The following is a 22,924-nucleotide window of genomic DNA, read 5'->3' on the forward strand; positions in this document are numbered from 1 at the left end:
TCAGGAGAGCCCTTCGGCCGTCCAGGCGGCCAGATCCTCGACATGGGGGGTGCCGCCGGTCTCGCGCAGTTTCCGGTGCGTCGCGCGGATCAATTCGGGCGCGGCGAGCAGCGCGCGCTTGGCCGGCCCGTCCGGGAGCGACAGACCCAGACCGATCAATGCCGAGGCGTGGTCCGGATCCTTGGCGAGTTCCGCGGTGTATGCGGCCCTGGCTTCGTCGACCCGGTCACCGACCAGCAGGTGGTCGGCCTCCAGTACGTCCGGGACGTGTGACCACGACCGGGCCAGCCGGGTCTCGCCGTTTTCCCCGAGCCGGACCCGAACCAGGTCGGCGCGGGCGTTCGGCCAGTCGCCGTCCGAAACCGTGTCGAGAAGGCCGCCCGGTGCCACGGGCGGACAGGGGAGTCCCTCCTGCCAAGCCTGCGCGAGTCCGGCCACCGCGCCGGGTTCGGGGCGGACGTGGCGAAGCCGCCAGCCGGCGTGGTGATCGACGGCCAGGGTGTCCGCCCATCGCGCCGCTTCACCCGCCGTCGGTTCGTCCTGCCAGGGACCGAGTACCGCCGCCAGCTCTTCGAGGAAACGCCGTCCCTCGTCGGTCAGGGACGAGTCGTCTCGGATCGCTTCGAGCGTGCGCCAGCTTTGGATGCGCCAGTGGGCGAATTCGAACGCGGCGAGCAGGTCGTCCGGGCGCGCTCGGGAAAGCGCTCGCCAGAAAGCCGAGACCCCGAAGAACGCGTAGATCCCGTGCACCAGCCCGCCGAGCGGTCTGGGGTCTTCCCGCCACGGCGCGTAGAGCCGCTGGGTGCGGTCATCGTCGTGCAGCCGGGCGAGCTGCAGGAGTGCACCCAGCCGGATGTGCTGGAACTCGTGCACGAGTGCCGCGGCCAGTGCCGCCGGTTCGTCCGGTGCAGCGATGACCGCGCTGCCGAAGGCTTCGCCCGTCGATGCGCTGGGGAGCCGGAACGGGACGGCAGGCTCCGGCACGATCGACATCAGGCCCGTTGGCAGGACCTCGGCGTATTCGGGCAAGTGCTCGACGATCAGGCTCCAGGCTTCGCCGAGGAGGTTCCGCCAGTTCGCCGACTCGGTTTCCGGCAGCCGGGCCGGCGGGATCGGGTGGTACAGACCGCGGTGCGGGTCCAGGTCGTCGAGCCGCAGATCGAGGACGCGATCGCGAGTTTCGAATCGGAACGTTCGCAGCGGGCTCCAGGCCGGCTGCGTGGGTGCGACACATGACCGCTCGTCGCGGATCGTGAAATCTCCTGCTTCCCCACGCACCTCGGCGATGGTGAAGCCGCGTTCTTCGGAGAGCCGTGCCGCTCCCAGCGTCGGCAGCACGACGGTGCCGTCCCAAACCGGTACGCGGATGGTGAAGTCGAGACCCGCGTGGATCGCCGCCGTGGCGGCGAGTGTGTACAGGTAGCCGTAGTGCACCCAAAGCGGGCATTCACCGGTGAGATCCTGTTCGATCAGCCGGGTCGTGTATCCCGCCCAACTGCCGGTGTACGGGTGGGCGAGGATCCGCTCCAACGAGCGGAAATCGGCCTGCTGAGCCCGGACCAGCAGATCCCATGCGGCTTCGGGGCTGGTCAGCGGTCCTGTCAGCCGGGGATCGGTTGCCGCGCGTTCCACCAGACCGCACAGCAAGAGCAGGCGACGGCTCCGGTCCGCGGTGCGCAGGACGTCCAAGGCAGCGCTCCCGCCACGGCCGGCGGCCAGCCGGTCGAAGGTGTCCCAGGCGATCGAATGCACATCCGGTTCTGACGAGACGTGGTCCATCGTGCGCACGGGGAACCTTTCGGGGCAGGGTCAGTCGACGCGCTTGGCGCCGTTACCGCTGCCGCTGGCGGTCACCGGGATGTGGGCGGTGCGGGCAACGGCGTGGCGGATCGACCGGTGCAGGGCGACAGGATCGAGCTTCCGCATTTCAGACAGTGCCGTCGAGCTCAGATCGAGGAGTTCGGATTTGATCCCGGGTTGTCCATTAGCGTCCGGCGATCGCATGCCGATTTTCCTCTTCCATAGCATTGAAGCGACAACTTAGAAACGACTGGCAAGCCGAACAGAATTTAGCACGAGTCCTTGCTGCTCCATTCGGGTGACCCCGGTTAAGCATTCATGCAGTACAGCTGCATGGCGAAGTGGAAGAAGTAATCAAACAGCTGATCGAATCGATCGGGTGATGCCGTTTTCGGTACGCTGTGTTAGGTGGCGGTCGCGCTTGGTGTGTCGCGCGGCGCAATTTTGGGCGTGATTGTCAATCCGTCCCGACAATGACCGCCTGTCCGGTGGCTAGTTCGCAACGCCTAGGACCGTATGGAGCAATGCTGTCAGCTCGGCTTCGAAGTGTGAGCGCGTAGCCACCCGGCGCGTGCGGGCCAGGTCGTTCGCAATGGTCAGCGCCGCGTGGACCGTGATCTTCGCTTCCCGTGCCGGCAGCTCCGGCCGCACCGCCGACAGCAGCGTCACCCACTGGGCCACGTAGTCCCGCTGGACCCGCAACAGATCCACCTTGTCCCGGTCCGGCATCGTCACCCGGTCCGCCGAGAACGACACCAGCAGCTCCGGCGTGTGCAGGATCGTGTGCACGTACGACGCCGCCAAGCGACGCAATGCCGTGCGCTCGTCCGGGGCGTGCAGTGCCTGCTCGGCCGCCAATGCCAGGCGGTCCGCCGCGCGGTGGCCGATTGCCACCATCAGAGCCGCCTTGCTGGGGAAGTGGCGGTAGATGCTGGGCCCCGCTATGCCTGCCGCCGCTCCGATGTCCTCCATGCTCACCGCGTGGTAGCCCCTCTGGGCGAACAAGGCCGTGGCCTCCGCTAGGACCTGCTCGCGGCGGGAGGGGGTGCCCAGGCTCAGCGCCGAAGACGGTGGCGATGAAGACGGTGCGGGGAGTGTGGTGTTCAGCACATCGAGCGCCAGGTCGACCAGTAACTGAGCGAAGCGGCGGCGGGCCACCGACGTGTGGTGGACCGACACGCTCCCGAACACCGACAGCGCTGCCCAGCAGAGGAGCTCGGCGTCCTCTGCCGGCAGCTCCGGGCGGTGGGCCTGCAGGGCCTTCGACCACGCCGCCAGCGCCAACGTCGACCTGCGGGCTATCTCGCGCTGGTCCTCCTTCGGGAGGTGACGGCCCTCCCAGCGCCACAGCGCCGCGATCTCGCGGCGCTCGACCGCCTGGGTCGCCAGCCTGCTCAACAGCGATGGCAGCTGGTCAGACGCCGGAACCGAGTCCGACAGGGCCTCCGCTGTCGCCGCCTCCATGTCCTCGAACCCGCTCAGGACGACGTACGCCAGGATTGCCTGCTTGTCCGCGAAGTGCCGGTACAGCGCCGGGCCCGTTACGCCCGCCGCGTCCGCTATGTCCTTGATCGCCACCCCCGGGAAGCCTCGGGCGCGGAACAGCTCTGCCGCCACCGCGGCCAGCTGGGCCTTGCGGTCGCGAGGGCGGAGGCTGCGTTCGGTCATGGTGAGTGAACGATAGCGGCTCATGGCACACCTGCAACCCATTGACACCATGGGGTTATCCGGAGATATGTTAATGGCCATTAGCCCTACTGGCCGGTATCATCGGCCACGGTACGAAGACGTCCCACACGCTCGCGAGGAGTTGTTCAGTGAGTAGCGAGGCCTACATCTACGAGGCGATCCGCACGCCTCGCGGCAAGAACAAGGGCGGTGCCCTGCACGGCACCAAGCCGGTCGACCTGGTGGTCGGCCTGATCAACGAACTCAAGGTCCGCCACCCGAACCTCGACCCGCAGGCGATCGACGACATCGTGCTCGGCGTCGTCTCGCCCGTCGGCGAGCAGGGCGCCGTCATCGCGCGCACCGCCGCACTCAACGCGGGCCTGCCCGAGACCGTCGCCGGCGTGCAGCTCAACCGCTTCTGCGCCTCCGGCCTCGAGGCCACCAACACCGCCGCGCAGAAGGTGCGCTCGGGCTGGGACAACCTGATCATCGCCGGCGGTGTCGAGTCGATGTCGCGCGTGCCGATGGGCTCCGACGGCGGCGCGCTGTTCATGGACCCGGCCACCGCCTACGACAACTACATCGTCCCGCAGGGCACCGGCGCCGACCTGATCGCGACCATCGAGGGCTTCTCCCGCGAGGACGTCGACCGCTGGGCCGTCCGCTCGCAGGACCGCGCCGAGGCCGCCTGGTCCGGCGGCTACTTCGCCAAGTCCGTCGTGCCGGTCAAGGACATCAACGGCGTCACGGTCCTGGACCACGACGAGCACCGCCGCCCCGGCTCCACCGTCGAGGGCCTCGGCAAGCTCAAGCCCGCCTTCGCCGGCATCGGCGAGCTGGGCGGCTTCGACGCCGTCGCGCTGCAGAAGTACCACTCGGTCGAGAAGATCAACCACGTCCACACCGGCGGCAACTCCTCCGGCATCGTCGACGGCGCCGCGCTGGTGCTCGTCGGCTCCGAGCAGGTCGGCAAGACCTTCGGGCTGACCCCGCGCGCCCGGATCGTGGCGACCGCGTCGATCGGTTCCGAGCCGACGATCATGCTGACCGGCCCCACCCCGGCCACCCAGAAGGTGCTGAAGGCCGCGGGCCTCAAGCCCGAGGACATCGACCTGTGGGAGCTCAACGAGGCGTTCGCCTCCGTCGTGCTCAAGTGGATCAAGGACCTGCACCTCGACGAGGAGAAGGTCAACGTCAACGGCGGCGCGATCGCCATGGGCCACCCGCTCGGCGCCACCGGCGCGATGCTGGTCGGCACCGTGGTCGACGAGCTGGAACGCCGCCAGGCGCGCCGCGCCCTGGTGACCCTGTGCATCGGCGGCGGCATGGGCGTCGCCACCATCATCGAGCGGGTGTGAGGAACCAAATGGCCGAGAGCAAGACCATCCGCTGGGAACAGGACGAAGACGGCATCGTCACCCTGACCCTGGACGACCCGAACCAGTCGGCGAACACGATGAACGCCGACTTCCGCGAGTCACTGGGTGTCACGGTCGACCGCCTGGAGGCCGAGAAGGACTCCATCACCGGCGTCGTCCTCACGTCCGCGAAGAAGACCTTCTTCGCCGGTGGCGACCTGAACGACCTCATCCAGGCCAAGCCCGAGCACGCGGTCGAGCTGACCGAGGGCAGCACCCTGATGAAGGGGCAGATGCGCCGCATCGAGCAGCTCGGCAAGCCGGTCGTCGCGGCGATCAACGGCGCCGCGCTCGGCGGGGGCCTCGAGATCGCGCTGGCGACGCACCACCGCATCGCCGCCGACGTCAAGGGCAGCCAGATCGGCCTGCCCGAGGTGACGCTGGGCCTGCTGCCCGGCGGCGGTGGCGTCGTGCGCACGGTGCGCCTGCTCGGCATCCAGAGCGCGCTGCTGAACGTCCTGCTCCAGGGCCAGCGGCACCGCCCGGCCAAGGCGCTCGAGCTCGGCCTGGTGCACGAGCTCGTCGGCTCGGTCGAGGAGCTCGTTCCCGCCGCGAAGGCGTGGATCAAGGCGAACCCCGAGGGCGGCGTGCAGCCGTGGGACGTCAAGGGCTACAAGATCCCCGGCGGCACCCCGTCGAACCCGAGCTTCGCGGCCAACCTCCCGGCGTTCCCGGCGAACCTGCGCAAGCAGATCAAGGGCGCGAACATGCCGGCGCCGCGGGCGATCCTGGCCGCCGCGATCGAGGGCGCGCAGGTCGACTTCGACACCGCGATCCAGATCGAGACGCGCTACTTCATCCACCTCGCCACCGGCCAGGTCTCGAAGAACATGACGAAGGCGTTCTTCTTCGACCTGCAGACGATCAACTCGGGCGGCTCGCGGCCGGACGGCTTCGAGAAGTACACCGCCAAGAAGGTCGGCGTCATCGGCGCGGGCATGATGGGCGCCGCGATCGCGTACGTCTCGGCGAAGGCCGGGATCGACGTCGTCCTCAAGGACGTCTCGCTGGAGGCGGCCGAGAAGGGCAAGGGCTACGCGGAGAAGCTCGAGCAGAAGGCGCTCTCGCGCGGCAAGACCACGCAGGAGAAGTCGGACGCGCTGCTGGCCAAGATCAAGCCGACCGCCGACCCGGCCGACTTCGCGGGCGTCGACTTCGTCATCGAGGCCGTGTTCGAGAGCGTCGAGCTCAAGCACAAGGTGTTCGGCGAGATCGAGAGCGTCGTCAACGCCGACGCGGTGCTGGGCTCCAACACCTCGACGCTGCCGATCACCACCCTCGCCGAGGGCGTGCAGCGCACCGAGGACTTCATCGGGATCCACTTCTTCTCGCCGGTCGACAAGATGCCGCTGGTCGAGATCATCTGCGGTGAGAAGACGTCCCCGGCGACGCTGGCCAAGGTCTTCGACTACACGCTGCAGATCAAGAAGACCCCGATCGTCGTCAACGACAGCCGCGGCTTCTTCACCTCGCGCGTGATCGGCACGTTCATCAACGAGGCCGTCGCCGCGCTGGGCGAGGGCGTCGAGCCGGCGTCGATCGAGCAGGCCGGTTCGCAGGCCGGCTACCCGGCGCCGCCGCTGCAGCTGATGGACGAGCTGACGCTGACCCTGCCGCGCAAGATCCGCAAGGAAACCCGCGAGGCGATCGAGGCCGCGGGCGGCACGTGGAAGGCGCACGCGTCGGAAGGCGTGATCGACCGGATGGTCGAGGAGTTCGACCGCAAGGGCCGTTCCACGGGCGCGGGCTTCTACGAGTACGACGCGGAGGGCAAGCGCACCGGGCTGTGGCCGGGGCTGCGCGACGCGTTCAAGTCCGGCTCGGCGGAGGTGCCGTTCGAGGACCTCAAGGAGCGGATGCTGTTCGCCGAGGCACTGGAGACGGTGAAGTGCTTCGACGAGGGCGTGCTGACGTCGGTGGCCGACGCCAACATCGGCTCGATCTTCGGCATCGGCTTCCCGGCGTGGACCGGCGGTGTCATCCAGTACATCAACCAGTACCAGGGTGGCCTGCAGGGCTTCGTCGACCGGGCCCGTGAGCTGGCCGCCCGGTACGGCGACCACTTCGAGCCGCCGGCCTCGCTGGTGGAGAAGGCCGCGAAGGGCGAGATCTACGAATAACGGCTGACGTCCGAAGGCCGCCACCGGAATCCGGTGGCGGCCTTCGGCGTGTCCGGGCTTGCCGCGTCACGGCTCCAGCGCGAAGTGCGGCAACCGGCGGTCCAGCCACCGCGGCAGCCACCACGCGCGGGCGCCGAGCAGCCGCATGATCGCCGGGACCAGCAGGCAGCGGATCACCAGTGCGTCCAGCAGCACCGCGACCGCCAGGCCCAGCCCGAACTGGGCCAGCATCCGGGACGGGTCGAGCAGGAACGCGCCGAACACCAGGACCATGTTCGCGCCCGCCGCGGTGATCACCGCGCCCGTCGAGGCGAGGCCCTCGCGCACCGCCAGCCGGGCGTTGCCCGTGCGGCGCCACTCCTCGTGCATGCGGGACACCAGGAACACCTCGTAGTCCATCGACAGCCCGAAGACGATCGCGAAGATCATCACCGGCACGAACGCCTCGATCGGGCCCGGCTGGGCGCCGAACCAGCCGTCGCCGAACACCAGGGTCATCACGCCGAGGGAGGCGCCGATGCTCAGCAGGTTCAGCAGTGCCGCCTTGAGCGGGATCAGCACCGAGCGGAACACCACCATCAGCAGCAACGCCGACAACCCGACCACGACCAGCACGAACAGCGGCAGCCGGGCCGCGACGGCGTCCGCGAAGTCCGTCGCGGCCGCCACCGAGCCGCCTACCAGGTAGTGGCCCGGCAGTGCCGGGAGGACGTCGGTCCGCAGCCGCGTTACCAGCTCGGCGGTCGCCGCGTCCTGGGGTGACGTCGTCGGGAAGGCCAGCACGGTCCGGCCCATCGGCGGCAGGACCCGCGCGATGCCCGGCGTGGTCGTCAGCTTCTGCTGCAGCGCACCGGTGTCGCCGTCCTCCGTGACGATCGCGAGCGGGCCGGTGAAGCCCGGGCCGAAGCCGTCGGCCAGCCAGTCGTAGGCCTGCCGCGTGGTGGAGCCGGCCGGGTCGGTGCCCGCGTCGGCGAACCCGAGCCGCATCCCCGCGGCCGGAATGGACAGTCCGATGAGGACGATCAGGCCGATGGCCAGCGGGGCCAGCGGACGACGTTGGACGCCGTCGGCGAGCCGCCGCCACGCCTTGCCGGGTTCCCTGCGGAGAGCCTGCCGGCGGATGCCGCGTTCGAGGCGCTTGCCGAACAGCGACAGCAACGCGGGCAGCAGCGTGACGGACGCGAGCATCGTCATCAGGACAGTGAGCGCGACCGACAGCGCCACCCCGCGCAGCCCGCCGAGCCCGAGCGCCAGCAGGCCGAGCAGCGCGATGATCACCGTCGTCCCGGCGAACAGCACCGAGCGGCCCGCCGTGTCGAGTGCCCGCCGGGCGGCCGCGTCGCGGTCGTGGCCGGCCAGGATTTCGCTGCGGTAGCGGGAAAAGATCAGCAGCGCGTAGTCGACGCCGACACCGAACCCGACCAGCATCATCAGGGGCGCGGTGTAGCTCGCGATGTCGACGAAGTGCGAGACGACCGTGATCACGCCCAGCGTGCTGCCGACCGCGAACACCGCGGTGATCACCGGCAGCCCGGCGGCGAGCAGCGAACGGAACAGGAAGACGAGGATGACCAGCGCGGCGAGCAGCCCGACGCCTTCCGCGGGACCACCGCCTCCGGAGATCCGCTCGACCGGGTCCCCGGCGAGCGCGAACTCGACGGGCCCGGCCCGCTTCGCGGTGTCGGCGAACTTCACGATGTCGTCGTACGGGAGGTCGGTCGACGCCGCGTCGAAAGTGACGGTGGCGTAACCGATCCGCCCGTCGGGGGAGAGCGTCGGCTCGGTCACCGACCGCACGTGCGGCAGCGACCGGACTTCCCCGAGCATGTCGTCGATCGGCGCGCGGTTCGCGGCGAGCCCGCCGTCGGCCTTCAGCACGATCTGCGCGCTCGCGCCGGACTGCGCTGTCCGGTCGAGCAGGTCGACGACCTGCTGCGATTCGGTGCCGGGCAACGAGTTGTCGTCGTGGAACGCGCTGCCGGCCAGCTGCGAGGTGGCCGTGACGCCGATGAGGACCAGTGCCCAGAGCGCGACGGCGAGCCACCGGTGGCGCTGCGCCCAGCCGGCCAGCCGGGCCAGGCCGCCGCCGGTGGTACGAGTGATGGTGTCCATGGTGGACAAGGATTCGCGAGCGGGGCCTACCGCGCGTCGCGCAGCGGAGGACACTTCGCCTGCTCCCGGCGGTGTCCCCTAAGGCCGGTCCCGTACACCCGGGGGAGTACGGGTCAGGGTGCCAGCCACCGCGGCGTCACCGCGCCGGATTCGTAGGCGAGGACGACGAGCTGCGCCCGGTCGTGCGTGCCGGTCTTGGTCATGATGCGGCTGACGTGCGTCTTCGCCGTCGCCGGGCTGAGGGTGAGCTCGCGGGCGATGTCGTCGTTCGACAGTCCGGCCGCGACCAGGGTCAGCACTTCGCGCTCGCGCTCGGTGAGCCGGTCCAGCGCCGGCGACGGCGCGGGACGGGTGCCGCGCGCGGCGAACTCCGCGATCAGCCGCCGGGTGATCGAGGGCGCCAGCAGCGCGTCGCCGCGGGCGACCACGCGCACGGCGTGGATCAGCTCCGCGGGCTCGGTGTCCTTCACCAGGAACCCGCTCGCGCCCGCCCGCAGCGCGCCGTAGACGTCTTCGTCGAGGTCGAACGTCGTGAGGATGACGACCTTGGTCCGGACGCCCGGGTCTTCGAGGAGGTGCCGGGTGGCGGCGAGGCCGTCGAGCACCGGCATCCGGATGTCCATCAGCACGACGTCGGGGTGGTGGTCGTGCGCGGCCTGCAGCGCCTCGCGCCCGTCGGCGGCCTCGGCCACGACGGTGATGTCGTCCTCGCCGTCCAAAATGGACCGGAAGCCGGCGCGGACGAGCCGCTGGTCGTCGACGAGCAGGACCCGGATCATCGGCCCATCATCGCACCGGCAGCCGGGCCCGCACGCGGTAACCGCCGTCTTCGCGCGGTGCCGCGGTCAGCTCGCCGCCGAGCGCCCGCGCGCGTTCGGCCATCCCGCGGATGCCGTTGCCGGCCGGGGCCTCGCCGCCGCGGCCGTCGTCGTCGACCTGCACGGAAAGCTCGTCGGCGCCGTAGCCGAGCCGGACGACGACGGTCTTCGCACCGGCGTGCTTGGCGACGTTCGTCAGCGCCTCCTGGACCACCCGGAACGCGGCGTGCTCGACGTCCGGGGGGAGGTCCCGCGCGACGCCGTCGATCTCGGTGCGCACGGTCAGCCCGGACGCGCCGACCGATTCGGCCAGCTCCGCGACCCGCTGGAGGCTCGGCCCGCCGGCCTGGCGGAGCATGCCGAGCGTCGTGCGCAGCTCCTGGAGTGCGGTCTTGCTGGCGTCCTTGATGGCGCCGAGCGCCTCCTCGGCCTGGCCGGGGTCACGCCGGTGCAGCGCGGCGCCGGCCTGGACGTTGATCAGCGCGAGGTGGTGGCCGAGGACATCGTGCAGCTCGCGGGCGATGCGCAGGCGTTCGTCGGTGGCGCGCGCCCGCGCCTCGGCCTCCTTGGTGCGCTCGGCCTCGGCGCGGTAGTGCGCGACGGCCCCGCCGGCGACCAGCGCGACGAACCAGCCGGTCATCAGGAAGAACGCGAAGTTGTCGACGTGCCGGCCGGTCCGCGAGCTGATTTCCCCGGCGGTGACCCCGGCCATCGCGGCGACGACGAGCAGCGCGGCGCCGCGGATCCGCCCGGCCGCGGCGGCGTTGTAGAGGGCGTAGGCGAAGGCGAGCAGGACGAGGCCGTCGGGGTCGGTGAGGGGGTAGTAGACGGCGCAGCAGACGAGCGTGAACGCGGCAACGGCCAGCGGGAAGCGGCGCCGGAAGAAGAGGGCGGCGCAGCCGAGGCCGGTGAGCACCCAGCCGAGAGCGGCGTGGTGCGCGGGCTCGGGACGGTCCCCCAGCACGGCGAAGAGCGAGCCGACGACGACCGCGACGACGACCGCCAGCTCGGCCGCGTACCGGCGTGGCCAGGACATGGGGAGAGTTTAGGAGCAAGGCGTAACAACCGGACGGCTTCGATCGACTTCTGCGACATTGCTTCGTGGTGCCAAGGAGTCGTCGTGCGGATGAAGCTCGGTGCGGTGCTGGTCGCGGGTCTGCTGGTCACGGGCTGCGGGGTGGGTTCCGTGCCGCCCAAGGACACCGGCAACCTCGGCGTTCTCGCGCCCACCAGCTCGGCCTACCCGACCCCCACGTACCCGGTGCCGACCGAGACGACGGCTTCGGCTTCGACGACCACGGAAGCGCCGGCGGCCGCCGTGACTCCCACGGCCGTCCCGACGGCGATCGCACCGAAGGCGGCTGTTCCGACGGCGGCCGCGCCGAAGCCGGCCGCGCCCAAGACCACGGCCCCGAAGCCCCCGGCGCCGCGGACCACCGCGCAGGCCGCGCCGAAGCCGGCCGAGTGCGGTGCCGACTACTACCGGAACTCGGACGGCAACTGCGTCCACCGGCCCAGCGACAACCCGGCCGGCGCCACGGCCATCTGCAAGGACGGCACCTACAGCTACAGCCAGCACCGCTCGGGCACCTGCTCCGGCCACGGAGGCGTCCGCACCTGGCTGTGACGAAACCACCACTCGTACGGAAATCCGTCACCCCGTGGGTACAGTGCATGAAGTTGCATGACGCGTACTAAGTACCCACTGGGGGTGTGGTGGTGTCCCGTTCCGGCCGGCCGATCGTCGTGGTGCTCGCTTCGTGCGGGCTCGTCGCGTCGTTCATGCAGACGCTGGTCGTGCCGCTGATCCCCGTCTTCCCGCGGCTGCTGCACGTCCCTGCGGCCGACGCCTCCTGGGTGGTCACCGTGACGCTGCTGGCCGCGTCCGTCATCACGCCGGTCAGCGGGCGGCTGGGCGACCTCTACGGCAAACGGCGGATGATCCTCGTCAGCCTCGGCCTGCTCATCGCCGGCTCGGTCGTGTCCGCGACGACCAGCGCCCTCGGGTTCCAGATCCTCGGGCGCGGGCTGCAGGGCTGCGCGATGGGCGTGATCCCGCTCGGCATCAGCATCATGCGCGACGAACTGCCGCCCGAACGCGTCGGCGGGGCCATCTCGCTGATGAGCGCGACCCTCGGGGTCGGCGGGGCCATCGGGCTACCGGTCGCGGCCGTGGTCGCCGAGAACGCCGACTGGCACGTGCTCTTCTGGACCGCCGCCGGGCTCGGGCTGGCCTGCGCGCTGCTCATCGTCACCGTGGTGCCCGAGTCGCCGCTGCGCACGCCCGCCCCCTTCGACTACTTCGGCGCCTTCGGCCTGGCCGCCGGGCTGCTCTGCCTGCTGCTGCCGGTGGTCAAGGGCGGCACCTGGGGCTGGACCAGCGTCCCGACGCTCGGGCTGGCCGCGGCCGCCGTCGTCGTGCTGCTCGGCTGGGGTGCCTACCAGCTGCGCCGCCGTGATCCGCTGGTCGACCTGCGGGTCTCCGCGCGCCGTCCGGTGCTGTTCACGAACCTCGCGTCGATCATGGTCGGCTTCGCGTTGTACGCCATGGCGCTGTCGTTCCCGCAGCTGCTGCAGGCGCCGGCGTCGACCGGCTACGGGCTGGGCCAGACGATGGTCGAGTCCGGGCTCACGCTGGCCCCGAACGGCCTGGTGATGATGCTGCTCTCGCCGGTTTCCGCGCGGCTCATCGCCCGGTTCGGCCCCCGCCCGACGCTGATCAGCGGCTCGCTGGTGATCGCCGCCGGGTACGGGTTCGCGATCGTGCTGATGGACAACGCGTTCGAGCTGATCACCGCGTCGGTGATCATCGGGGCCGGCGTCGGCATCGCGTACGCGGCGATGCCCGCGCTGATCATGGGCTCGGTGCCGGTCACCGAGACGGCGTCGGCGAACGGCTTGAACTCCCTGATGCGCTCGGTCGGCACGGCGATCTCCAGCGCGGTGATGGCGGCGATGCTGGCCCAGCTGACGATCAGCGTCGGCGGGCTGCCGGTGCCGTCGCTGTTCGGCTTCCGCGCGACGTTCGCGGTGGCCGCGTTCGCCGCGCTGGCCGGCGCCCTGCTCGCGGCGCTGGTCCCGCGGAAGCGGACCGCGCCGGAGCTGGTCGCCGTCTAGTTCTTGCGCGCCACCAGCGCCAGGCCGCCGCACTCGGCGGGGTCGGGCGGCATCTCCGTGGGGTCGTCCGGCCGCCACTCGGGGATGAACACGATGCCCGGGTCGACGATCTCGAAGCCGTCGACCAGCGCGCGGAGCTCGTCGGCCGAGCGCGGCGTCACCGGGTTCGCGCTCTTCCGGTACATCGCGACGGCGCGCGCGGTGTCGTCGCTCTGCTGCTCGTAGGTGGCGGACGACAACGCGAGGTAGCTGCCGGGCGCGAGCGCGTCGCGGTAGGCGGCGATCAGCCCGGCCGGGTTGCGCTCGTCCGGGATGAAGTGCACGAACAGCGCCATCACGACCATCACCGGCTGGTCCAGGTCCAGCATCATCTCGGTGGTGTCGTGCTCGAGGACGTCGTCGGGGAACTCGGCGTCGGCGTGCACCATGGCCGCGTTCTCGTTGTCCTCCAGCACGATCTCGCTGTGCGCGACCGCGACCGGCTCGTTGTCGACGTAGACCACGCGCGCATTGGCGTCGACGGCCTGGGCGACCTCGTGCACGTGCCCGACGGTCGGCATGCCGGAGCCGATGTCGAGGAACTGCCGGATGCCCTGGTCCATCCCGAACCGGATGGCCCGCCGCAGCCACTGGCGGTTGAGCCGCGCCCGCTCGCGCGCGTTCGGCTGCGCGGCCAGCACCTGCTCGGCGAACATCCGGTCGACGGCGTAGTTGAGCTGCCCGCCGAGGATGTAGTCGTACACCCGCGCGGCGTTGGGCTTGTCGAGGTCGATGCCCCGCCGCGCGTACTCGTCTTCGCTCATCCGCCGCTCCCGGAGTCAGGTCTGCCGCGAGGATAGCCGGAGACTCAGTTCTTGCGGGCCACCAGGGCGAGCTGGCTGGCCAGCTCCGGGTGGTCCCCGACCTCGGCCGGATCGTCCGGCCGCCACTGCGGGGTGAACACGATCCCCGGCGGCACGACCTCGAAGCCGTCCAGCAGCGCGCGCAGCTCGTCCGTCGACCGCGGGACGAAGTCCGTGACGCTGTTCCGGTACAGCTCGGCCGCGCGGCGGATCTCCTCGCTCTGCCCTTCCAGCGTGCCCGACGACAACGCCAGGTAACTGCCGGGGACGAGCGCGTCGCGGTAGGCCGCGATCATCCCGGCCGGGTTGCGCGCGTCCGGGACGAAGTGGATGAACGCCGCCATGATCACCATCACCGGCTCGGTGAAGTCCAGCAGCCGCCTGGTCGTCGGGTGCTCGAGGACGTCGGCCGGCACCTCCGCGTCGGCCTGCACCATCTCCGCGTTGTCGTTGTCCTGCAGCACGATCTCGCTGTGGGCGACGGCGATCGGCTCGTGGTCGACGTAGACCACCCGGCACGCCGGGTCGATCGACTGGACGATCTCGTGCACGTGCCCCACGGTCGGCATGCCCGAGCCGATGTCCAGGAACTGCCGGATCCCCCGCGAAGCGCCGAAGGGCACGGCGCGGCGCAGCCACCGCCGGTTGAGCAGGGCCACCTCCCGGAACTCCGGGTGCATCCGGAGGATCCGCTCGGCGAACTCCCGGTCGATCGCGTAGTTGAGCTTGCCGCCGATGAAGTAGTCGTAGACGCGAGCCGCGTTCGGCTTGTCGACGTCGATGTCGCGGATCGCGTGCTCCTCGGTCATCAGCGCTCCTTGCGGGCCACCAGCGCGAGACCGCCCGACTGCTCCGGCGGGTCTTCGAGCGGTCCGTCCGGACGCCATTCCGGGGTGAACACGATGCCCGGCGGCAGGATTTCGAAGCCCTTCACCAGCGCGCGCAGTTCGTCGGGTGACCGCAGCGTCAGGGGCGTGCCGCTCTTCTCGTACAGCGCCACCGACCGCTGGGACTCCTCGCCCTGCCCCTCCCACGTGCCCGAAGACAACGCGAGGTGACTGCCCGGCGCGAGGACGTCGCGGTAGGTGCCGATCAGCCCGGCCGGGTTCCGCGAGTCCGGGATGAAGTGCACGAACGCGGCCATGATCACCATCACCGGCTCGCCGAAGTCCAGCAGTTCCCTGGTGACCGGGTGCTCCAGCACCTCGTCCGGGTACTCGGCGTCGGCTTGGACCATGGCCGCGTTCTCGTTGCCCTCCAGCACGATCTCGCTGTGCGCGACCGCGATCGGCTCGTTGTCGACGTACACCACCCGCGACGCCGGGTCGATCGACTGGACGACTTCGTGCACGTGACCGACCGTGGGCATGCCCGAGCCGATGTCGAGGAACTGCCGGATGCCCTGCTCGGCGCCGAACCGCACGGCCCGGCGCAGCCACGCCCGGTTCGTCAGCGCCATGTGCTGGGCGTTCGGCAGCACCCCCAGGATCCGGTCGGCGAACACCCGGTCGACGGCGTAGTTGAGCTTGCCGCCGATCATGTAGTCGTACACGCGCGCGGCGTTCGGTCTGTCGAGGTCGATGCCCCGCTTCGCGTGTTCGTCTTCGCTCATCCGCCGCTCCCGGGTCGAGGGTGTGCGGGGAGGATAGTCCGGTTCACAGCAGCGGCGGCACCGCCGCGTCGATGAGGTGCGGACCCGGTTCCGCGAAGGCCCGCTGGAGCTGCTCGGCGAGCTCTTCGGCGGTCGTCGCGCGCGACGCGGGTACGCCCATGCCCTCCGCGATCTTCACGAAGTCCATGTCGGGCCGGGAAAGATCGAGCAGGTCGTTCGCCTTCGGGCCGCCCGAGGCCGCCCCGACGCGCTGCAGTTCCAGCCGCAGGATCGCGTACGCGCGGTTGTTGAGCACCACCGTCGTGACGTTCAGGTTCTCCCGGGCCTGCGTCCAGAGCGCCGAAATCGTGTACAGCGCGCTGCCGTCGGACTGCAGGTTGAGCACCGGCCGGTCCGGCGCCGCGACGGCCGCCCCGGTCGCCACCGGCATGCCGTAGCCGATCGCGCCGCCGGTCAGCGTCAGGACGTCGTGCCGCGGCGCGCCGGCCGTCGCCATCGGCAGCATCAGGCCGGAGGTGTTGGCCTCGTCGGCGATGATCGCGTTGTCCGGCAGCAGCGCCCCGATCACCTCGACCCAGTTCTGCGGGGTCAGCGGCCCGCTCGGCAGTGCCGGCCGCGATTCCGGCGCCGGCACGGGCTCGGTGTCCGCGGCGACCAGCTCGGCGACTTCGTTCAACGCGCGCGTGACGTCCTGCCCGACCGACGCCAGCGTGTGCACCTTGGCGCCTTCGGGCACCAGGTCGCTCGCCTTGCCCGGGTAGGCGAAGAACGACACCGGCGCCTTCGTGCCCGCGACGACGACGTGCTTGATCCCGTCGAGCTGGTAGGCGACCTGCTCGGCGAGGTAGCCGAGCCGCTCGATGGCCGGCAGCCCGGCACCGCGCTCCAGCCGCGCCGGGAACGTCTCGACGAACACCTTCGCGCCGGTCGCGGCGCCGATCCGGCTCGCGGCACGCAGCCCTTCTTCGCGGCACGCGCGGCCGCCGATGAGCAGGGCGACCGGCTCCCCGGTGCCGAACACCGCGGCGACGTCCTTGACGGTCGTCGCGTCCACGGCCTGCGGCACGCGCGGCGGGATCGGCGCGCAGGTCTCGCCGCCTTCGCCCCACGAAGCGTCGGCGGGCAGGATCAGCGTGGCGACGCGGCCGGGCGCGTCCTGCGCGGCGGCGACCGCGGCGGCGGCGTCGGCCCCGACGTCCTTCGTGTGCTCCGAGCGGCGCACCCAGCCTTCCAGCGAGCCCGCGACGGCCTCGATGTCCGACTCCAGCGGCGCGTCGTACTGCTTGTGGTAGGTCGCGTGGTCGCCGACGACGTTGACGATCGGCGTGTTCGCGCGCCGCGCGTTGTGCAGGTTCGCCAGGCCGTTGCCCAGGCCGGGGCCGAGGTGCAGCAGCGTCGCGGCGGGCTTGTCCGCGATCCGCGCGTACCCGTCGGCCGCGCCGGTGACGACGCCTTCGAAGAGCGCCAGCACGCCCCGCATCTCGGGGACGGAATCGAGCGCGGCGACGAAGTGCATCTCCGACGTGCCGGGGTTGGCGAAGCACACCTCGACGCCGGCGTCGACCAGCGTGCGGATCAGGGACTGGGCGCCGTTCTGCTCACTCATGCGCACACCTCGCTGACGCTCGGTGCGGCCTGAGCGGCAAACGCTGTGTTGAATGATTCGTTCGCAGGCTCACTCATGCGGTTCCTTCTGGGAAGAGAACGCCGGGGTTGAGGATCCCGGCGGGGTCGAAGCTCTGCTTGATCCGGCGCATCAGCTCGATCTTCGCCGGGTCTTCGAGTTCGGCGTGGTAGTGCGCCTTGGTGCGGCCGAGGCCGTGCTCGCCGGAGATCGCGCCGCCGAGCTCCATGGCGTAGGCGAAGATCTCGGTGAGCAGCTGCTTCCGCTTGGCGTCGTCCTTGCAGAAGATGCCGAGGTGGACGTTGCCGTCGCCGGCGTGCCCGCAGCCGAGCGCGCCGCCGCCGGCGGCCATCGCCAGTTCGCGGGCCTTGCCGATGAACTGCGGCATCGCCGTCCGCGGCACGACGACGTCGATCACGTCGTCGGCGCCGGCCGCCTTCGCGGTCCAGAAGGCCTTTTCGCGGGCTTCGATGAGCTTGCGGGCGGCGGGGCCTTCGAGGACGTAGACGTCGGTGGCGCCCAGCTCGCCGAGCAGCTCGCCGACGGTTTCGACGTCCTCCTCGAGGCGGCCGGCCTCGCGGTTTTCCAGCGCCACCACGAGGTACGCCTCGCTGGTCTCGCGGATCTTGTCCGGGACGCCCAGTTCGAGCTTCTCGTTGTAGACGATGGCCGCCATCGTCAGGTTGTCGATGTACTCGAGGATGTGCGGCGCGAGCCCGCTGGAGAGCACCTCCGGCACCGCGGCCATCACCTGGCCGAAGTTGCCGAAGGGAGCGAGCACCGTGGCGCCGTGAGCCAGCCGCGGGTGCAGCTTGACGGTGATCTCGGTGGCCAGCGCGAGCGTGCCCTCGGAGCCGATGATCAGCTGCGTGAGGTCGTAGCCGGTGGAGATCTTCGACGTCTTGCCGCCGGTCCGGATGATCTCGCCGGTCGGCAGCACGGCCTGCAGGCCGAGCACGTTGTTGCGGGTGACGCCGTACTTGACCGCTCGCATCCCGCCGGCGTTGGTCCCGACGTTCCCGCCGACGCTCGCGCTGAGCTCGCCGGGGTAGACGGTGTAGCCGAGCCCGGCTTCGGCGGTCTTCGCGTCGAGTTCCGCGAGGGTGACGCCGGGCTGGACGACGGCGACGTGGTTCCCGGTGTCGACTTCGAGCACCGCGTTCATCCGCTCGAAGGAGATCAGCAGGCCGTCCGCCTGCGGCCGGGCCGCCCCGGACAGCCCGCTGCCGGAGCCGCGGGCGGTCACGGGGACGTTGTGCTCCGAAGCGGCCTTCAGCAGCTCCGCGACTTCTTCGGCCGTTGCCGGCTTCGCGACGTACGCGGGCTTCTGCGGCTCCGCCGTCAGCGCTTCGTCGTGCGCGTAGTCCTCCGAGATCGCCTCGCCCGTGAGCAGGTATCTCTCTCCGACGATCTCCGCCAGGCGTGTTGCCACGTCGCCCATCGGCCGTTTCTCCTCCGCGCCGTCGCTGTGGTTACCGCAGCGTAGTACGTACCGGCGGTACGCCGCCATGAAGGATTTTCATGTTCGCGCGCGGAGGAGTCGAGCCGGTCAATCCGCCTTGTTCAGGGCGTCCTGGAGCAAGGTCAGCGCCTGCCTGGCGACGACGTTGAACAGGCCCATCGTCGTGTCGGGCCGGGCGAACACCACCAGCAGGACCGGGCCCTGGACGGGGAAGACGCAGACGTGGCCGAGCGAGCCCTGGAACATCGCGCCACGGGCCTCGCCGAGGCCGGCCTGCCCGATGAACCTCGTCGCCAGGCCGACCGCGGCGGCGGACATGGCCGCCACGCTGTCGTCCTCGATGTCCCGGGTGTCGCTGGCCAGCAGCAGGCCGTCCCGGCTGGCCACCAGCAGGCCGGTGATGTTGGCCCGGTCGACCTGGTCGCGGATCCGGTCGAGGGCCTCGGCCGTCGCCTTCGCCTCAGGGTGGGCTTCTCGGAGGACCTGCCCGGCCGGGAAGGCGCGGGCCGCGCCTTGGGTGCGCATCGGCAGCGGCAGGGGAGTGCCGGGGAGTTCGGCCGGCATCCCGGTCACACGACCAGCTCGGTTTCGATGTTCTTGAGGTAGTGCCGGGCCAGCGCGAGGTTGGCCCGCTCGCGGTCCAGGACGAGGTAGAGGAACAGCGAGGAGCCGTGCTTGCCCGGCTGCAGCAGGCGGATCAGGTGGTACTGGCGGTGCAGGGTGATGAGGATGTCCTCGATCTCGTCGTTGAGCCGCAGCGCGGAGATCACCCGGAGCTTGGAGCGGATGACTTCGGTGTTGCCGGCCGCCGCGGTCTCCAGGTCGAGCCAGTCGCCGCCACCCAGCGTGCCGAGGGCCATCCCGCTTTCGTAGTCGACCAGGGCGGCACCGACCGCGCCGGTGATGGAAAGCGCTTCCTTCAAGGCTGTTTCGATGTTCATGGGGCTGTCTTCTCCCTTGTCCCGACGCCTTGACGTGCCGACCCGGTGGCCAGGTGCGATCACCCTAGAGTTGCCTGAGGCGTCAGCATATCCCCAAACGGAGTAATCAAATTGCTCCGACGGCCCTATAGGATTACGCAGAGTGCAACTTGCAGATTTAGCTCAGGCTAAATCTCTGGTGGGTGACGCGTGCGGCGGCGAAGCTTCCCGTCATGACCTCGACGTACACCTTCGAAGACGATCTTTCCGTGCAGCGCCTGGGTTTCGGTGCCATGCGGCTGACCGAGTGGGACCACGTGAAGGACGGCGCCAAGGCGGTCGCGCGCCGCGCGGCCGAGCTCGGCGTCACCTTCTTCGACACCGCTGACGCCTACGACCTGGGCCTGAACGAAGAGCTGCTCGCCGACGCCCTTCACCCGTACCGGGGACTGCTCATCGCGACGAAGTGCGGGCACGCGCGGCCGAGCCGCGGCGAGTGGGTCCCGCTCGGCCGGCCGGAATACCTGCGGCAGCAGGCTGAACTGTCGTTACGACGGCTGCGCGTCGACCGCCTCGAACTGCTGCAGCTGCACCGGATCGACCCGCAGGTGCCGCTCGCCGACCAGATCGGCGCGCTCGCCCGGCTGCGGGACGAGGGCAAGGTCGCCCGGATCGGACTGTCCGAAGTGACCGTGGCGCAGCTGGCCGAAGCGCGGGCCATCGCGCCGATCGCGAGCGTGCAGAACCGCTACAACCTGACCGATCGCGCGTCCGACGACGTGCTCGGCTACTGCGAACGCGAAGGGATCGCGTTCGTCCCGTGGCTTCCGATCGCCAACGGTGGCCACGCCACGGCGGGCGGTGTGCTTGCCAAGGTCGCGGCCGACGTCGGCGCGACACCCGCTCAGGTGTCCCTCGCCTGGTTGCTGCGCCGTTCACCGGTGGTGATCCCGATTCCGGGCACTTCGTCGATCGCGCATTTGGAAGAAAACTGCGCGGCCGCGGAAATCGGGCTTTCGGACGCCGAATTCGAACGGCTGTCCGCGCTCGGGTGAAGCGGCCCGGCCGCGGATTTCCCCGCGGCCGGGCTCCGGATTCCGGTCAGACCAGCCAACCGAGGAAGTGGGCCAGGTGCGCCAGCGCGCCGGTCAGGATGTCGTGGCAGTAGTGGGCGTGCTGCGCGAACGTCTGCATGGAATGGCTCCTCTTCGAACTGAAATGTGATTCCCTGGAGTGCGCCTCGCGAGGTGCTGTCGAAGATTTTCACCGTGCTGGCAAGTTGTCAAAAAGCCGATTCCCGCCGACGCCGGTGGCGCGGAATCTTCCCATGCTAAACGCGTAATCCCTTCGTGTTTTCCTGCGGGGTGCCCTGTTCGGGCGTCCACCACTGTGTGTAGTAGTCGACGGAATCGTGACTGTCGGTGATAGTTCGCTTGATCCGCCACCCTGGGCAGGCGGGTAACTCGATCTGGTGATCACCTGACACGAAAGGTGAAGTCGCCGATGATCACTCGTTCGGGTGGCGGGACCACGTGAAACGCCGACGCCGGGTGCGGTGGCGCACCCGGCGTCGGCGTTGCGGGAAAAGGGAATCAGGCGCGGGCGAAGGAGAGCGTCTCGCCTTCGACACCCCGCAGCCACAGGTCCTGCGCGGCCGCCGCCATCTCGGCCAGGCCCTCCTCGATCGTGGCGAACACGTTGCCGGGCACCCAGCCCGCGTCGCCGTTGATCAGCAGGTTGTTGCGGCCGTAGAAGATCGCCAGGTCGGTCGCGCCCTGGTCGCTGTGCGCTTCGCTGCCTTCGTCGTAGCCGTACGCCGGGTTGCCGATCTCCCAGGCCTCGAAGCCGAAGTAGACGACGTCACCCGGAATCGGCGTGATCGTCGGGTTCTCCCGCCCCGGCTTGGGCTCGGCGAACGGCGGCACGAGCGTGTAGACCTCGTTGCGCGCGTACTTCGCGTGGTAGGCGGATCCGCTCTGCGGCAACGCGTCCCAGACCGCCCTGCACGTCCGCGGGGCCTCCTCGTCCAGCAGCCGGGCCCGGCAGGAGACACCGCGCTTGTCGAGGGTGATCGTGATGTACCGGGCCATGCTCAGCTCCCCGTGACCGAAGCGACGACGTCTCCCCAGATCCGCAGCGCGTCGTCCACCTGCTCGGCGGAGACGACCAGCGGCGGCACCATCCGGACGACGTTCATGTACGGCCCGCAGGTGAGCAGCAGCAGCCCGTTCTTCGCCGCGGCCTGCTGGGCGGCCTGCGCGGTGGCGGTGTCCGGCTCGCCGTCGGCGGTGGTGAACTCCGAGCCCACCAGCAGCCCGAGGCCGCGCACCTCACCGATGGACGGCGTCTTGTCCGCGATCACCCGCGCGCCTTCGAGCAGCTGGCGGCCGCGCTCGGCGGCGTTCTCCACCAGGTTCTCCTGCTCGATGACCTCGAGCGTCGCGATCGCCGCGGCGCACGAAACGGCGTTGCCGCCGTACGTCCCGCCCTGCGACCCCGGGAACGCCTTCGCCATCAGCTCCTGCGAAGCGGCGATGCCGGACAGGGGAAAGCCGCTCGCCAGGCCCTTCGCGATGAGGACGATGTCGGGCGAGACGTCGAAGTGGTCGTGGCCCCAGAACTTCCCGGTGCGGCCGAACCCGGTCTGGATCTCGTCGACGACGAGCAGGATGCCGTGCCGGTCGGCGCGTTCGCGCAGGCCCGCCATGAATTCCGTGTTCGCCGGGACGTACCCGCCTTCGCCGAGCACCGGCTCGACGAAGATCGCGGCGATCTCGTTCGGCGCGCTGACCGTCTGGAAGAGGTAGTCCAGCTCCCGCAGCGCGAACTTCGTCGCGGTCTGCTCGTCCCAGCCGTAGTGGTAGGCGTAGGGGAACGGCGCCACGTGCACGCCCGCCATCAGCGGCCCGATGCCCGCGCTGAACCGCGTGCCCGACGTCGTCATGGACGCGGCGGCGACGGTCCGGCCGTGGAAGCCGCCCTGGAAGACGATGACGTTCGGGCGCTTCGTCGCCTGCCGCGAAAGCCGCAACGCCGCCTCGACGGCTTCGCTGCCCGAGTTCGCGTAGAAGAGGGAGTCGAGCCCGCTCGGCAGGACACCGCCGAGGCGCTCGGTCAGCTCGAGGAGCGGCTTGTGCATGACCGTCGTGTACTGGCCGTGGACGAGCTTGCCGATCTGCTCCTGAGCGGCCCGCACGACGTGGGGGTGGCAGTGCCCGGTGCTCGTGACGCCGATGCCGGCGGTGAAGTCCAGGTGGCGTCGGCCGTCGACGTCGTAGAGGTAAGCCCCTTCCCCGTGGTCGACCACGACGGGCGTTGCCTGCTTGAGCAGCGGAGAGAGCTGGGCCACAGCGTGCTCCTCGGTCGGTTCGAGCGGGTTGTCGATTGTTGACAATATCCATAGCATGG

Annotated in this window: 20 protein-coding genes; 5 read left to right on the top strand and 15 right to left on the bottom strand. The window is 70.2% G+C overall.

All coding sequences use genetic code 11. The features are described 5' to 3' along the window. From HUT10_RS35080 to HUT10_RS35090, 3 genes are all read right to left on the bottom strand, one after another. A complete protein-coding gene (locus HUT10_RS35080) occupies positions 1 to 1,779 on the bottom strand; it encodes an HEXXH motif domain-containing protein (RefSeq protein WP_176178180.1) in 1,779 nt (592 codons plus the stop codon). Positions 1,780 to 1,809: 30 nt separating this feature from the next. Beyond that, a complete protein-coding gene (locus HUT10_RS35085) occupies positions 1,810 to 2,004 on the bottom strand; it encodes a hypothetical protein (RefSeq protein WP_176175105.1) in 195 nt (64 codons plus the stop codon). A gap of 288 nt (positions 2,005 to 2,292) precedes the next feature. Further along, positions 2,293 to 3,468: a TetR/AcrR family transcriptional regulator gene (locus HUT10_RS35090; RefSeq protein WP_254897157.1), complete on the bottom strand. Its 1,176-nt coding sequence runs from the start codon at positions 3,466 to 3,468 to the stop codon at positions 2,293 to 2,295. Positions 3,469 to 3,617: 149 nt separating this feature from the next. Between HUT10_RS35090 and HUT10_RS35095 the strand changes: the two genes are divergently transcribed. Then, a complete protein-coding gene (locus HUT10_RS35095) occupies positions 3,618 to 4,829 on the top strand; it encodes an acetyl-CoA C-acetyltransferase (RefSeq protein WP_176175107.1) in 1,212 nt (403 codons plus the stop codon). 8 nt (positions 4,830 to 4,837) lie between these two features. Continuing rightward, entirely contained in the window at positions 4,838 to 7,009 is a 2,172-nt protein-coding gene (locus HUT10_RS35100) for a 3-hydroxyacyl-CoA dehydrogenase NAD-binding domain-containing protein (protein ID WP_176175108.1), read from the top strand. A gap of 66 nt (positions 7,010 to 7,075) precedes the next feature. Here HUT10_RS35100 and HUT10_RS35105 read toward each other — a convergent pair whose 3' ends face one another. The 3 genes from HUT10_RS35105 to HUT10_RS35115 all read right to left on the bottom strand — a co-directional run bounded on the left by HUT10_RS35105 (position 7,076) and on the right by HUT10_RS35115 (position 10,975). Further along, positions 7,076 to 9,121, bottom strand: coding sequence for an MMPL family transporter (locus HUT10_RS35105; protein WP_176175109.1), 2,046 nt, complete (start codon positions 9,119 to 9,121; stop codon positions 7,076 to 7,078). Positions 9,122 to 9,234: 113 nt separating this feature from the next. After that, positions 9,235 to 9,900 carry a response regulator transcription factor gene (locus HUT10_RS35110; protein ID WP_176175110.1) on the bottom strand — a complete coding sequence of 222 codons (666 nt, stop codon included), beginning with the start codon at positions 9,898 to 9,900 and terminating at the stop codon, positions 9,235 to 9,237. A gap of 7 nt (positions 9,901 to 9,907) precedes the next feature. After that, positions 9,908 to 10,975 carry a sensor histidine kinase gene (locus HUT10_RS35115; protein ID WP_176175111.1) on the bottom strand — a complete coding sequence of 356 codons (1,068 nt, stop codon included), beginning with the start codon at positions 10,973 to 10,975 and terminating at the stop codon, positions 9,908 to 9,910. Positions 10,976 to 11,065: 90 nt separating this feature from the next. Here HUT10_RS35115 and HUT10_RS35120 point away from each other — a divergent pair, with 90 nt between their 5' ends. Both HUT10_RS35120 and HUT10_RS35125 read left to right on the top strand, forming a co-directional pair. Then, positions 11,066 to 11,566: a DUF3761 domain-containing protein gene (locus HUT10_RS35120; RefSeq protein ID WP_176178181.1), complete on the top strand. Its 501-nt coding sequence runs from the start codon at positions 11,066 to 11,068 to the stop codon at positions 11,564 to 11,566. Between the two features lie 86 nt (positions 11,567 to 11,652). Further along, entirely contained in the window at positions 11,653 to 13,056 is a 1,404-nt protein-coding gene (locus tag HUT10_RS35125; protein ID WP_176175112.1) for an MFS transporter, read from the top strand. On the opposite strand, the gene HUT10_RS35130 is transcribed toward HUT10_RS35125, so the two are convergent. The 7 genes from HUT10_RS35130 to HUT10_RS35160 form a co-directional block, all read right to left on the bottom strand. Next, positions 13,053 to 13,859 carry an SAM-dependent methyltransferase gene (locus tag HUT10_RS35130; RefSeq protein WP_176175113.1) on the bottom strand — a complete coding sequence of 269 codons (807 nt, stop codon included), beginning with the start codon at positions 13,857 to 13,859 and terminating at the stop codon, positions 13,053 to 13,055. The two genes, HUT10_RS35125 and HUT10_RS35130, sit on opposite strands and share 4 nt — an antisense overlap. Before the next feature lie 44 nt (positions 13,860 to 13,903). Continuing rightward, on the bottom strand, positions 13,904 to 14,707 hold the full coding sequence (locus HUT10_RS35135; RefSeq protein ID WP_176175114.1) for an SAM-dependent methyltransferase: 804 nt from the start codon (positions 14,705 to 14,707) through the stop codon (positions 13,904 to 13,906). Further along, positions 14,707 to 15,510: an SAM-dependent methyltransferase gene (locus HUT10_RS35140; RefSeq protein ID WP_176175115.1), complete on the bottom strand. Its 804-nt coding sequence runs from the start codon at positions 15,508 to 15,510 to the stop codon at positions 14,707 to 14,709. Before HUT10_RS35140 ends, HUT10_RS35135 begins: the two co-directional genes overlap by 1 nt. 43 nt (positions 15,511 to 15,553) lie before the next feature. Continuing rightward, the gene (locus HUT10_RS35145) at positions 15,554 to 17,116 is read right to left on the bottom strand and encodes an acetolactate synthase large subunit (RefSeq protein ID WP_176175116.1); all 1,563 of its coding nucleotides are present in this window, start codon (positions 17,114 to 17,116) and stop codon (positions 15,554 to 15,556) included. 73 nt (positions 17,117 to 17,189) lie between these two features. After that, positions 17,190 to 18,575 carry an FAD-binding oxidoreductase gene (locus HUT10_RS35150; protein WP_176175117.1) on the bottom strand — a complete coding sequence of 462 codons (1,386 nt, stop codon included), beginning with the start codon at positions 18,573 to 18,575 and terminating at the stop codon, positions 17,190 to 17,192. Positions 18,576 to 18,683: 108 nt separating this feature from the next. Then, entirely contained in the window at positions 18,684 to 19,160 is a 477-nt protein-coding gene (locus tag HUT10_RS35155; protein WP_176175118.1) for a roadblock/LC7 domain-containing protein, read from the bottom strand. A 5-nt stretch (positions 19,161 to 19,165) separates the two neighbouring features. Next, complete coding sequence (locus HUT10_RS35160) at positions 19,166 to 19,537, bottom strand: hypothetical protein (RefSeq protein ID WP_176175119.1); 372 nt, start codon at positions 19,535 to 19,537, stop codon at positions 19,166 to 19,168. A 212-nt stretch (positions 19,538 to 19,749) separates the two neighbouring features. Here HUT10_RS35160 and HUT10_RS35165 point away from each other — a divergent pair, with 212 nt between their 5' ends. Further along, positions 19,750 to 20,571 carry an aldo/keto reductase gene (locus tag HUT10_RS35165; RefSeq protein ID WP_176175120.1) on the top strand — a complete coding sequence of 274 codons (822 nt, stop codon included), beginning with the start codon at positions 19,750 to 19,752 and terminating at the stop codon, positions 20,569 to 20,571. A 537-nt stretch (positions 20,572 to 21,108) separates the two neighbouring features. Here HUT10_RS35165 and HUT10_RS35170 read toward each other — a convergent pair. Then, positions 21,109 to 21,606, bottom strand: a complete 498-nt coding sequence (locus HUT10_RS35170) for a DUF3830 family protein (protein ID WP_176175121.1) — start codon at positions 21,604 to 21,606, stop codon at positions 21,109 to 21,111. 2 nt (positions 21,607 to 21,608) lie between these two features. After that, positions 21,609 to 22,865, bottom strand: a complete 1,257-nt coding sequence (locus HUT10_RS35175) for an aspartate aminotransferase family protein (RefSeq protein WP_176175122.1) — start codon at positions 22,863 to 22,865, stop codon at positions 21,609 to 21,611. Between the last annotated feature and the right edge of the window lie 59 nt (positions 22,866 to 22,924).

The organism is Amycolatopsis sp. Hca4 (assembly GCF_013364075.1).
Taxonomy (GTDB): domain Bacteria; phylum Actinomycetota; class Actinomycetes; order Mycobacteriales; family Pseudonocardiaceae; genus Amycolatopsis.

Excerpts from the sequence above, each read along its gene's own strand:
- HUT10_RS35155 (WP_176175118.1), bottom strand. The coding sequence starts at position 19,160 with ATGCCGGCCGAACTCCCCGGCACTCCCCTGCCGCTGCCGATGCGCACC.
- HUT10_RS35145 (WP_176175116.1), bottom strand. The coding sequence starts at position 17,116 with ATGAGTGAGCAGAACGGCGCCCAGTCCCTGATCCGCACGCTGGTCGAC.
- HUT10_RS35110 (WP_176175110.1), bottom strand. The coding sequence starts at position 9,900 with ATGATCCGGGTCCTGCTCGTCGACGACCAGCGGCTCGTCCGCGCCGGC.
- HUT10_RS35120 (WP_176178181.1), top strand. The coding sequence starts at position 11,066 with ATGAAGCTCGGTGCGGTGCTGGTCGCGGGTCTGCTGGTCACGGGCTGC.
- HUT10_RS35165 (WP_176175120.1), top strand. The coding sequence starts at position 19,750 with ATGACCTCGACGTACACCTTCGAAGACGATCTTTCCGTGCAGCGCCTG.
- HUT10_RS35160 (WP_176175119.1), bottom strand. The coding sequence starts at position 19,537 with ATGAACATCGAAACAGCCTTGAAGGAAGCGCTTTCCATCACCGGCGCG.
- HUT10_RS35140 (WP_176175115.1), bottom strand. The coding sequence starts at position 15,510 with ATGAGCGAAGACGAACACGCGAAGCGGGGCATCGACCTCGACAGACCG.
- HUT10_RS35085 (WP_176175105.1), bottom strand. The coding sequence starts at position 2,004 with ATGCGATCGCCGGACGCTAATGGACAACCCGGGATCAAATCCGAACTC.
- HUT10_RS35135 (WP_176175114.1), bottom strand. The coding sequence starts at position 14,707 with ATGACCGAGGAGCACGCGATCCGCGACATCGACGTCGACAAGCCGAAC.
- HUT10_RS35170 (WP_176175121.1), bottom strand. The coding sequence starts at position 21,606 with ATGGCCCGGTACATCACGATCACCCTCGACAAGCGCGGTGTCTCCTGC.
- HUT10_RS35090 (WP_254897157.1), bottom strand. The coding sequence starts at position 3,468 with ATGACCGAACGCAGCCTCCGCCCTCGCGACCGCAAGGCCCAGCTGGCC.
- HUT10_RS35100 (WP_176175108.1), top strand. The coding sequence starts at position 4,838 with ATGGCCGAGAGCAAGACCATCCGCTGGGAACAGGACGAAGACGGCATC.
- HUT10_RS35080 (WP_176178180.1), bottom strand. The coding sequence starts at position 1,779 with ATGGACCACGTCTCGTCAGAACCGGATGTGCATTCGATCGCCTGGGAC.
- HUT10_RS35150 (WP_176175117.1), bottom strand. The coding sequence starts at position 18,575 with ATGGGCGACGTGGCAACACGCCTGGCGGAGATCGTCGGAGAGAGATAC.
- HUT10_RS35115 (WP_176175111.1), bottom strand. The coding sequence starts at position 10,975 with ATGTCCTGGCCACGCCGGTACGCGGCCGAGCTGGCGGTCGTCGTCGCG.
- HUT10_RS35105 (WP_176175109.1), bottom strand. The coding sequence starts at position 9,121 with ATGGACACCATCACTCGTACCACCGGCGGCGGCCTGGCCCGGCTGGCC.
- HUT10_RS35130 (WP_176175113.1), bottom strand. The coding sequence starts at position 13,859 with ATGAGCGAAGACGAGTACGCGCGGCGGGGCATCGACCTCGACAAGCCC.